General features: G+C 42.7%; 10 protein-coding genes and 1 other annotated feature. Of the genes, 1 reads left to right on the top strand and 9 read right to left on the bottom strand.

Translation table 11 applies throughout. The features are described 5' to 3' along the window. The first annotated feature begins 398 nt into the window (after positions 1-398). Positions 399-613: a binding site (T-box leader), on the top strand. A 58-nt stretch (positions 614-671) separates the two neighbouring features. Beyond that, a complete protein-coding gene (gene trpS / locus MY9_RS06345) occupies positions 672-1,664 on the top strand; it encodes a tryptophan--tRNA ligase (protein WP_041521500.1) in 993 nt (330 codons plus the stop codon). 37 nt (positions 1,665-1,701) lie between these two features. Here the strand turns inward: trpS and MY9_RS06340 are convergent, their stop codons facing one another. From MY9_RS06340 to fabH, 9 genes are all read right to left on the bottom strand, one after another. Beyond that, positions 1,702-2,454 (bottom strand): YjbA family protein, encoded by a 753-nt coding sequence (locus MY9_RS06340; RefSeq protein ID WP_014663526.1) that lies wholly within the window; start codon positions 2,452-2,454, stop codon positions 1,702-1,704. A 204-nt stretch (positions 2,455-2,658) separates the two neighbouring features. Then, entirely contained in the window at positions 2,659-3,570 is a 912-nt protein-coding gene (appC, locus tag MY9_RS06335) for an oligopeptide ABC transporter permease AppC (protein WP_014663525.1), read from the bottom strand. Between the two features lie 16 nt (positions 3,571-3,586). Continuing rightward, positions 3,587-4,537: an oligopeptide ABC transporter permease AppB gene (gene appB, locus MY9_RS06330; protein ID WP_003245828.1), complete on the bottom strand. Its 951-nt coding sequence runs from the start codon at positions 4,535-4,537 to the stop codon at positions 3,587-3,589. A gap of 77 nt (positions 4,538-4,614) precedes the next feature. Beyond that, positions 4,615-6,246: a peptide-binding protein gene (locus MY9_RS06325; protein ID WP_014663524.1), complete on the bottom strand. Its 1,632-nt coding sequence runs from the start codon at positions 6,244-6,246 to the stop codon at positions 4,615-4,617. An 87-nt stretch (positions 6,247-6,333) separates the two neighbouring features. Beyond that, on the bottom strand, positions 6,334-7,323 hold the full coding sequence (gene appF, locus MY9_RS06320) for an oligopeptide ABC transporter ATP-binding protein AppF (protein ID WP_014663523.1): 990 nt from the start codon (positions 7,321-7,323) through the stop codon (positions 6,334-6,336). Continuing rightward, positions 7,320-8,306, bottom strand: coding sequence for an oligopeptide ABC transporter ATP-binding protein AppD (gene appD, locus MY9_RS06315; RefSeq protein WP_014663522.1), 987 nt, complete (start codon positions 8,304-8,306; stop codon positions 7,320-7,322). Before appD ends, appF begins: the two co-directional genes overlap by 4 nt. Positions 8,307-8,497: 191 nt before the next feature. After that, entirely contained in the window at positions 8,498-9,283 is a 786-nt protein-coding gene (locus MY9_RS06310; RefSeq protein WP_014663521.1) for a DUF2268 domain-containing protein, read from the bottom strand. A gap of 74 nt (positions 9,284-9,357) precedes the next feature. Next, positions 9,358-10,599 carry a beta-ketoacyl-ACP synthase II gene (gene fabF / locus MY9_RS06305; protein ID WP_014663520.1) on the bottom strand — a complete coding sequence of 414 codons (1,242 nt, stop codon included), beginning with the start codon at positions 10,597-10,599 and terminating at the stop codon, positions 9,358-9,360. Positions 10,600-10,621: 22 nt separating this feature from the next. Then, a complete protein-coding gene (gene fabH / locus MY9_RS06300) occupies positions 10,622-11,560 on the bottom strand; it encodes a beta-ketoacyl-ACP synthase III (protein WP_014663519.1) in 939 nt (312 codons plus the stop codon). Positions 11,561-11,609: the final 49 nt, after the last annotated feature.

The following is an 11,609-nucleotide window of genomic DNA, read 5'->3' as shown; positions in this document are numbered from 1 at the left end:
TAAGTTTCCATAACTTTTATTCTGTTCCGTCTTTTCTGATTATTTTTGTAAAAAAGCTGTAACAATAGAGTGAACAAGTTCATTATAATGAAACAAATAATTTATTGCAATATTATTTTATCAATTTAAAATATTTAAACTTCGTTAGTTTTTCTTCCACGAACATAATATCCTTCTACCATTTAAAGCGTAAATTGATTAAAAACTTTTTTATGAGTTTTCTATCCATATTGCTTTTTACATATAATATCTGCCTGTTTTTACACTGATAGCAGTTATCATTTAAGGGTTTTACAGTACCCATGTTATTTATATCATTACAATGTTACTGGGAAAAAGAATGTTTTTTCATGATGACAATTGGTTATAATTGATTTATAATGAAGCAATCAAAAGAAAAGCGTGCTATGAAGAAGAGTAGTACACATTTCACCTGTTTGAAGAGAGTCTGCGGTGCTGGGAGCAGATAACGGGCAATGTGGAATGGACTTTGGAGCAGCTGACCGAACCCGAAAAAAGTAGGCTCAGCCGGAGCAGACTCCGTTACAAACGTCAGAGTGATTCCATTTTAATGGAATAATCAGGGTGGTACCACGGTTCATTCGTCCCTTTTTTATAGGGGAAGAATGAGCCATTTTTATTATGTTTTAAGAAATGAGGTTGATGTTTTCATGAAACAAACGATTTTTTCAGGCATTCAGCCAAGCGGCTCTGTTACGCTCGGCAACTATATCGGTGCAATGAAGCAGTTTGTCGAACTGCAGCATGATTATAACAGCTATTTTTGCATCGTGGACCAGCATGCAATAACCGTTCCTCAAGATCGGCTCCAGCTAAGAAAGAATATCCGCAGTCTGGCGGCGCTTTACTTAGCTGTCGGACTTGATCCGGAAAAAGCAACATTGTTTATTCAGTCAGAGGTTCCCGCGCACGCACAGGCCGGATGGATGATGCAGTGTGTCGCATATATCGGCGAACTTGAACGAATGACTCAATTTAAGGACAAATCCAAAGGCAATGAGGCTGTCGTCTCCGGCCTGTTAACATACCCGCCGCTGATGGCCGCTGATATTCTGCTGTACGGAACGGATCTTGTGCCTGTTGGTGAGGATCAAAAGCAGCACCTTGAGCTGACGCGGAATCTCGCAGAACGCTTCAACAAAAAATACAACGACATCTTCACGATTCCGGAAGTGAAAATTCCAAAAGTCGGTGCACGCATCATGTCTCTGAATGATCCGCTAAAGAAGATGAGCAAATCTGATCCGAACCAGAAATCTTATATTACACTGCTGGATGAACCGAAGCTTCTTGAAAAGAAAATCAAAAGCGCTGTGACAGATTCCGAGGGCATTGTAAAATTTGACAAAGAAAACAAACCGGGTGTTTCCAACCTTCTTACGATTTATTCAATCCTCGGCAATACGACAATTGAAGAGCTTGAATCAAAATACGACGGAAAAGGCTACGGCGAGTTTAAAGGTGATTTGGCAGAAGTCGTGGTGAACGCATTAAAACCAATCCAGGACCGCTATTATGAGCTGATAGAATCTGAAGAATTAGACCGGATTCTTGATGAAGGCGCGGAACGGGCGAACCGGACAGCAAACAAAATGCTGAAAAAAATGGAGAATGCCATGGGTCTTGGAAGAAAAAGACGCTGATCAAAAAACCGCTCTTTGCAAAGAGCGGTTTTTTATTTCAGTTTACCTTTGATTCATTTTCCATTTCCCACAGCTTTTCGAAAAAAGGCTGTCCTTTTATTAGGTTTTCGCAAAAAGCCAGGTGCTTATCCGACCAGCCTTCAATTGTTTCGTTATACAGCATGTCCCAAATCTCTTCAAAGCTCATCCGTTTGATTTGTTCATACATATGCGGATTCCACTCTGTATACCAATAGCCGATTTCAGCGCGGTTTTTCAGCCCTTTTAATTGGTCAAGCGCCATAAACATCAGCTGCTTGATTTGCCGTTCTTTTCTTGTCAGACCCCTGACATGTTCTGGTGCTAATGATAAGATGTGATATTCTTTAGAGGATTCCAGTTTCTTTGGTTCAAATTCATACGCTTCAGGCTCTACATCTTTTACCATTTCATAAACGAGCTGCTCTTGTCTTGGGATCAGACGGCTTTTCCTGACAGGGATTGTATAGCCGATCGTGTCGACAGCCAAAATGCCGATTCCGTCTGTTACAACAAAACAATATTCAAGCTTTGTCCGCTCATGATTTTTCCGAATGTACGATTTCTGATGTACGTCTTCAAGCAAACCTTTCGGAAGCTCTGACAAATCGTTTTCTATGTAATGAAACAGTACTGACGGCACCCTTAACAAAGGCACCTGATCCAAAAGCTCAACCGTATCTTCCTTGCGCCATTCGTGAAAGTGGCATACATTGTAGCCATTTTCTTCCCCTTCAAACCAATTGACCCACACATCATGAAGAAATAACATCTCTAACCCCTCACTTTATAAAAACTGTTGTCCACAGTATAGGCAAGGGACAGAGAAATTATTCCAAAGAGATTGAGGAAATCTGGAATCACTGGTTTTATGCAAGAATCACAAAAAGCAGATCTCTTTGTATATTTTCTGACAAAGGGAGACCTGCTTTTTTTCTGATTTGGTGATATTTTATAACAGATATTATATTCATTTTTATTTAATATTTTTCGGGTCAAGCGCATCCCGCAGGCCATCACCGACAAAGTTGAAGCATAAAACGGTCATTAAAATAAATAGCCCGGGAAATAATGGGTACCACCATGCTTGAATCATTACTGTGAAATTCTGTGCATCTTGAAGCATGTTCCCCCAGCTAGCGATTGGCGGCTGAATTCCAAATCCCAAGTAGCTTAGCGCCGATTCAGCTAGAATAACAGACCCTACTTTCAGCGTAGCTGATACAATAATCGGCCCTAACGCATTGGGCAGGATATGAGAAAAAATAATTTTGTGCGTCTTTGTTCCAATTGTTTTAGCAGCAAGAACATATTCCCTTGAACGAAGCGATAAGAATTCCCCTCTTACTAATCGTGCTGTCGTGGTCCACCCTGTGAGACAGAAAATTAAAATCAATTTGTCCACACCCGGCTTGAAGATGGTGACCAGCGTGATCAACAGGAAAATATCAGGAATGGATAGCACGATGTCAACTACACGCATAATGACAGCATCCACTATTCCTCTGAAATATCCAGCTAATGCTCCTAAAACCGTTCCGATCAAAATCGAACCGACTACGGACGCAAATCCAACCAATAAAGAGACACGCGCTCCATATAGGATCCGGCTGAAAATATCACGTCCAAATTTATCCGTTCCCATCAGATGTTCAAGGCCCGGCGCCTTATATTTATCAAGCAGGCTTTGCTGCTCTTGGGGATAAGGTGCAATGAAAGGGGCGAAAACAGCCGACATGATAATGATAAAAAGAATAACGGCACCTAAAATGGCCAGTTTGTTTTTCGAGAATTTTTCCCAGAAAATCTTTGTCATTGTTTCTGGTTTTTTCGAAATATTTTCTTTCAGCCTGATCTCCGGCGTGGGAGTTGTTTGCAGCTCTGACATCTCTGTTTCCCTCCTTTTAATATTCGATCCGCGGATCAACAATCGCGTAAAGGATGTCTGCAATGAGGTTTCCCACAACGACAAGAACCGCCGAGATCACAGTCATTGCCATGATAACCGGATAATCGCGCTGGAATGCTGAATCGACAAACAGCTTTCCTAATCCCGGCCAAGTGAAAATTTGTTCGACAACGACAGATCCGCCGATAAATGAAGGAATCATCAAACCGAAAATTGTAATGACGGGTAATAATGCATTCCTCAATCCATGTTTAAATAGCACTCTGTTCTCTTTAAATCCTTTTGCTCTCGCTGTGCGAATATAATCTTGATTTAATACATCAAGCATATTGGATCTCGTGTATCTCGTCAGTCCAGCCATGTCAGCTGTAGCTAGAACGAATGCAGGCAGAATTAAATGATGAATCCGGTCAAATATATTGAATTCGGTATTCAGCGTCTCGACACCCCCGGTTGGAAACCAGCCGAGATTTACCGATAACACCATAATCAAAATTAATCCAAACCAAAAGTTTGGAATAGCCAGACCTATAAACGAGGTAAATGTAATGCCATAGTCGATTTTTGAATACGGCCGCTTTGCCGACAGGACACCGAACGGAATAGAAATCATAAGAGCCAAAATCGTTGAAACCAGCATCAGCAGGAGCGTATTGGGCAGTCTTGCCATAATCAATTCTGAAACAGGCGTTCCTTTTCTGACAATAGACGTTCCGAAATCACCCTGCACCATGTTGCCTAGCCACTTTAAATATTGAACGTACTGAGGATCATTCAGACCGTATTTTTCAATAAACTGTTCTCTGTCAGCCTGGCTGATTTTCGGGTCCATCATTAATGTCATCGGATCTCCGGGCGCGGCTTTCATGATAACAAATGATAAAATCGTAATTCCCAATAAAATCGGGATAGACATTAAGGTTCTTCTGATAATATATGCAGCCATATACTTGTCCCCCTTTACTTTCCTTATTATAAAAACAGAAGAGGGAGAAAACACTCTCCCTCCCCTTTAAGGGAAATTTATTTTGCAAGCCACCATTTTTCAATATTATACAAATCACGTTTCGGATGATATTTGTATCCTTCAAGATTTTCCGGCATTGCCATATGGTTGTTAGGATAATACAAGAACGTATACGGCTGATCTTCCGCAATTTTTTGATAGATCTGCTCATATTCTTTTGAATACTGCTTTCTGTCACTGATTGATTTTGCATCTTTCATGAGTTTATCCGCTTCGGCATTTTTATACCAAACGTAGTTCAAACCCTTTTTAATCTGGCTTGAATGGAAGATATCATATTGATCCGGGAATGTGGATAAACTCCATCCCATGACCATTGCATCAAAATCCCAATTCGGAGGATTCATTTGTTCAACGAGAGCGCTCCATTCAACGATCTGGGTTTTCACTTCAATGCCGATTTTTTTCAGCTGTTCCTGAACGACGACAGCGATGTCTTCACGGACTTTGTTTCCTTGGTTCGTTTTAAGGGTAAACGAGAATTTCTTTCCGTCTTTATCCAGAATGCCGTCACCGTTCGTATCTTTCCAGCCGGCTTCTGCAAGCATCTGTTTCGCTTTTTTCTCGTTGTACTCAAATTTCGGAACATCTATATCTTTAGGATAGTTCCAAGATAAAGGGCTTTCCGGAATGTAAGCTACTTCGCCGTCTCCATCTAATACTTGGCTGACGATTGACTCGCGGTCAAGAGCGGTTGTCAGCGCTTGACGAACCTTTTTATCCTTGAATAATTCATTTTTTTCATTCCACCCGATGTACACATAACTTAATGCCAAATCAGTAACGATTTTTAGGTTGTTGAATTTTTCAGCCGTTTTGTAGTCAGTGGCGGGCACATTAAAGAAATTAATATCGCCTGCCTGCAGCTGAGCAACGGCAGCATTTGCGTCAGGAATGACTTTATACGTCACAGTATCTAAATACGGTCTTCCTTCAAAGTAATCATCATTCGCTTCGAGCTTAATATATTGGCCCTGCTTCCATTCCTTAAACTTAAATGGTCCTGAACCGATTGGTTTCTTTCTGTTAAACTCATTTTCTTCTAAATCGGCAATCGGAACATTACCGAGAATATGTTTCGGCAGAATAGCTGTGCTGTCTAACGCATTGTTGTAGAAATTACCGTCTTTATATTTCAGCTTAAACAAGACTTCGTAATCGCCTTTTTTTTCTACGGATTTCAGCATTTCATATGTTGAACCGCGTTCTCCCTTGTAATCTTTGCTTAAAGGGACACTGTACGTAAATACGACGTCGTCTGCAGTCAGTTCTTTTCCGTCATGAAACTTAACGCCTTTTTTAATTTTCACATCATATGCAAGGCCGCCGTCTAATTCTTTAATACTTTCAGCGAGTGACAATTTCACATTTAGTTTTTCATCCGTTTTCGTTAAAAAGCTGTACAGCATATTTTCAATATCCGTACTTGCGTCATCCGTAGAATACAGAGAGTTAAAAAGTGTGGGTTCTCCGATTGACCCTACAACCAAATCCCCGCCTCGCTGAGGTTTGCCTGCTGATTTTTTCTCACTGCTGCTGCTCGATTTTGAGCCCGAGCAGGCTGATAAAAAGATGGCCAGGACCATCAATACACTTAGCATCATCAGTGCGGTTTTCCGTCTTTTCATTAGATATTCCCCCTTTTAAAATGTTCGTTCTTCTCAGCTGTTGTTTATGTAGTATGCATACCCCCTCTCAAAGCTGTGCGGGCAACATTAGCTGTAAAGGTGACAAGCCACAAAGTGGCTGGGAGCAGCTTCTTTAAATTCTGGTATTTGTTCCTTGCATATCGGTTTTGCAACAGGGCATCTTGTGTGGAATACGCAGCCTTTTGGCGGGTTGGCCGGACTTGGCAGCTCTCCCTTCAGGACAATGCGTTCACGTCTGACAGATCCTTTTTTTCTTGTAACCGGAACGGAGGATAAAAGCGCTTGGGTATATGGGTGAAGCGGGTTGTCATAGAGCTCATGCTTGCCGGTCAGCTCCATCATTTTGCCAAGATACATCACTCCGACTCTGTCGCTGATATGGCGGACGACACTTAGATCATGGGAGATAAATAGATACGTAAGATCAAATTCCTCCTGTAATTCCTCCATCAAGTTAATCACTTGGGCCTGAATGGATACATCAAGTGCGGAAACCGGCTCATCAGCAATGATCAGCTCTGGATTTAAAGTGAGTGCTCTGGCAATGCCGATCCGCTGACGCTGGCCGCCGGAAAACTCATGGGGATAACGTCCGGCAAACGATGGGTGAAGGCCAACTCTCGCAAGCAGCTCTTCGACTTTCTCGTTTCGTTCACGCATCGTATACATGTTGTGCGTATTAAACGGCTCCTTTATGATAGACCGCAGCGTCTTTCTCGGGTTTAACGAGGCAAATGGATCTTGGAACACCATTTGAATATTTTTGCGGACACTCTTCCGCAGCTTCTCCTCTGACAGATTGGAAATATCCTGCCCTTTAAAAAGAATTTGGCCTTCTGTTGGTTTGTACAGTCTGATCATCGTTCTGCCGGCAGTCGATTTTCCGCAGCCCGACTCTCCAACGATTCCGAGTGTCTCTCCTTTTTTTAACGAAAATGACACACCATCCACCGCTTTTACATCACCGACTTTTCTTTGAAAAAGGCCTGAGCGGATCGGAAAGTATTTTTTTACGTCACGAAGCTCTAAGATTGTTTCTTGATTAACTGCTGTCATGATTGTTCTGCACCCTCTTCCTCATATAAAAAGCATCTCACCGTTCTTCCGCTTTTGTGTGTCAAAAGCGAAGGCTGATTTGTCCAGCACTTATCCATAGCTTTCGGACACCTTGGGGCAAAACGGCACCCCGGCGGCAGATTATCAGGTGTAGGCACGCTGCCTTTAATCGCATTTAATTTATCAATCTCTCCATCTATAACAGGAATTGACGTAAGCAGGCCTTCTGTATAAGGATGAAGCGGTTCTAAAAATAAGTCATCAACAGTGGCGTTTTCTACGACTTGTCCGCAGTACATGACAATCACTCTATCAGCCGCTTCGGACACGACACCTAAGTCGTGTGTGATCAGAAGAATCGATGTGTTGAACTTCTGGCAGAGATCTTTCATGAGCTCCAGCACCTGGGCTTGTATTGTCACATCCAGCGCTGTCGTGGGTTCATCGGCAATGAGCAATTTAGGATTACAGCTTAGTGCGATGGCAATCATCACCCTCTGTCTCATACCGCCTGACAGCCGATGCGGGTACTCCTTCATTATTTGCTCCGCCCGGGAGAAACCGACCATCTGCAAGAGTTCAACAGCTCGCTGACAGGCTTCTTTTTTCTTCATGTTTTTATGGTAAATCAGCACTTCGGTAATTTGTTCTCCGATTGTTAACACCGGATTAAGGGAGGTCATTGGTTCTTGAAAGATCATGGATACTTCGTTTCCGCGGATTTTGCAATAATCGTTTTCAGTGAATGAGGTGAGGTCTTTGTCTTCGAGTTTAATAGAGCCGTCCATGATTTTTCCGCCTGAGCTTTGGACGAGGCCCATAATTGATAAGGAAGTAATGCTTTTTCCGGAGCCCGATTCACCTACAAGCGCGACGGTCTCACCTTTGCTGATGTGAAAATCGACTCCGTCAACCGCAGGGATCGGCTCCTTTTTCCGGAAAAAATAAGTCTTTAAATTATTCACTTCTAATAGTGTGCTCATGCTAGCTCCCCTTTCCCCCCTCTTGTGGTCAATCGTTTTCAAGAGAAAGCAATCCCTTTATTCAGAAATAATAAATAATATTGAATTATCGAAAAATTTTATAGTTGTATATTATTACAATCATTTTGCAAAATCAAGAATTTTTTAGGATAAATGTAATATTATTAACGAAATTCCATTATTTTATCCTTTTAAAGCATTGCATCCAAAAAGGTTTCAGCAGGAATGGAAAGTCCGTCTGCAGTGCTTGCCTTGTTGGCAGTTAAATACTTTTTTACAATATTGAATCCAACTGCGTATCCAAGCATTTTCGGCTGATATCCTTTGCCGAATAACAGCTGGGGAAATAATCGATCATCCCGTTTGATATCCTGATGGGGCGCAATCTTTTTTTCATATAAAGCCTGAAGCTGCTCTGGGGTATACCAAGTCGTCCATTCAGCCGTTTGACTTCGGCCGAACCTCTCATAAACAGCATATTCCGCCAGCCCTTCCATGATGATTGTATCAAGTAATGTGACATCCTTTTCCTCTTTTGTGAGATGACCTAACCGGCAAACATGATGATACTCATGCGTCATCAGGGCAGATACTGATCCAAAATCTAAATCTGACGAAAGAAAGAGGAACATTTTGTCTTGAAACGCGAGTCCTGATTTTGATCCAAATTCTAAACGAATTCTCCTATTTCGTTCATCAACCGGCAGCGGAACAATTGGTACATCAGGACCTTGCCATTTGTTTTTAAGATACTGTTCTTCCTTTTGGATATGCTCGTAAAAACCTTTTTCCTTCAGCTTGGAAGCAGTCTGAATACCCTCTGTCATGTTTTTAAACATCCCATGATGCTGAAGATGCCCCAAAATGCCCTTCCAGTTCTTTTTCCCCGTACCTGAAAAAAGCGGGATAATGTAAGGTGCCAAATCATCTATTGAAGCAGCCTTCCTGAGCCAGCTATATGTTTGTTCTACACTCATGTGATCGCCTCCTCTTTTAATCTATGCACACAAAAAAAACCGGCTACCCTCTAAGGGCAGCCGGTTTGGCTTGATTATGATTGATATTTCTTAAAGATTAATGTCGCATTGTGCCCGCCGAATCCTAATGAGTTGCTGAGAACATAATTGAGCTCCTGTCTGCGAGCTTCATCAGGCACATAATCCAAATCGCATTCTTCGTCAGGTGTTTGAATATTGATTGTCGGCGGGATCACGCCTTCTTTAATGGCAAGGATAGAGAAAATGGCTTCAATACCGCCAGCTGCACCTAAAAGGTGGCCTGTCATTGATTTTGTAGAGCTTACCGCAAGTTTATGCGCATGCTCGCCGAAAACGGTTTTAATCGCCATTGTTTCATATTTGTCGTTGTAATACGTGCTTGTTCCGTGAGCATTGATATAATCAATTTCTTGTGGCGCAATGCCCGCATCTTTAATAGCTTCTTGCATCGCTCTCGCTCCGCCTTCACCATCTTGGGCCGGCGCTGTGATATGATAAGCGTCTCCTGTTGAGCCGTAGCCGACAATTTCTCCGTAGATTTTAGCACCGCGGGCCAGGGCATGCTCAAGCTCTTCAAGAACGATAATCCCTGCACCTTCACCCATGACAAAGCCATCACGGTTTTTATCGAACGGGCGGCTCGCTGTTTTCGGATCTGGATTAGTAGACAGTGCTTTGTTGGCACTGAAGCCCGCGAATGACATTCTTGTCAGCGGCGCTTCTGTTCCGCCTGTGACCATCACATCTGCATCACCGCGCTGAATGACTTTAAACGCGTCACCGATAGAGTTCGTTCCTGTAGCACATGCTGTAACCGTACAAGAATTGACTCCTTTCGCTCCTAGCGCAATAGAAATCTGGCCTGTCGCCATGTCAGGAATCATCATTGGCACGAAAAACGGGCTTACCCGTCTCGGGCCTTTTGTTAGGAAGATTTCAAATTGAGATTCTAGTGTTTCAAGTCCTCCGATACCGGAGCCTACCCAAACACCGACTCTCGGCGCGATCTCATCCGTAATGTTAAGATCTGCGTCTTCAACTGCCATTTTCGCAGCTACAACCGCATATTGTGTAAAGCGGTCCATTTTTCTGGCTTCTTTTTTATCCATATAATCTTCAACATTGAAGTCTTTTAATTCAGCGGCTACTTTTGCCGGATATTCTTCAGCATCAACACGAGTGATCGGACCGATTCCGGACACACCGTTGATTGCGTTATTCCAACTTGTATCGACGTCGTTGCCAAGCGGAGATAATGCTCCAAGTCCTGTAACAACTACTCTTTTTTTAGTCATCTTGTGTGCACCTCACCTTTTTTTATCGGCCCCAGCGGATTGCAATGGCGCCCCATGTTAGTCCTCCGCCGAACCCTACCATAACGACCACATCGCCGTCTTTGATTTTACCGGCTTCCAATTCTTCTACAAGAGAGATCGGAATGGATGCGGCAGAAGTATTTCCATATTTATGAACGGTTTTAGACATCTTTTCGACAGGAAGCTCTAAACGCTCGCGTGCAGCTTCCATGATGCGGATGTTCGCCTGATGCGGAATCAAAAAGTCGACATCCTCTTTTGAAAGTCCAGCTTTTTCAATGACATTTACGCATGATTCTCCCATTTGGCGGACTGCAAATTTGAAAACTTCTCGTCCATTCATGATTGTATGTCGTTTTTCATTCAGATACAAGTGCTGACCGCCTGTACCGTCGGCTCCTAGCTCAAATGAAAGGATTCCTCTGTCATCGCTGACTGGTCCGACTACCGCCGCGCCTGCCCCATCTCCAAACAGAACGGCAGTATTGCGGTCTTCCCAGTCTGTAATGCTTGAGAGCTTCTCTACACCGACAACTAGAACATGTTTGTAGGTTCCGGATTCAATAAATTGTTTTCCGGTTACAACGCCGTACATAAAGCCCGCACAAGCGGCGCTAATATCCATAGCACACGCTTTTTTAGCGCCGAGCTGTTCTTGAATCATACAAGAGACCGTAGGAAATGACTGATCAGGTGTAACAGTTGCAACCAGGATCATATCCAAATCCTCAGCAGCCACTTCAGCTTGTTCCAGCGCATGTTTCGCTGCTGCAACAGCCATATGTGATGAATACACATCATCTGCGGCAATTCTTCTTTCTTCTATTCCAGTTCTTGTACGAATCCACTCGTCAGAAGTTTCAACCATTTTTTCAAGATCATGATTTGTTAAAACCTTCTCAGGAATGTAACGTCCAACACCAAGTATTCCAGCTTTCATAAGGGAAGACTCCTTTATATCTTAAATTTAGAAGATCAATCAGGTTGTG

The organism is Bacillus sp. JS (assembly GCF_000259365.1).
GTDB classification, from domain to species: Bacteria; Bacillota; Bacilli; order Bacillales; family Bacillaceae; genus Bacillus; species Bacillus stercoris.
This window is presented reverse-complemented; position numbering and strand designations above follow the sequence as displayed.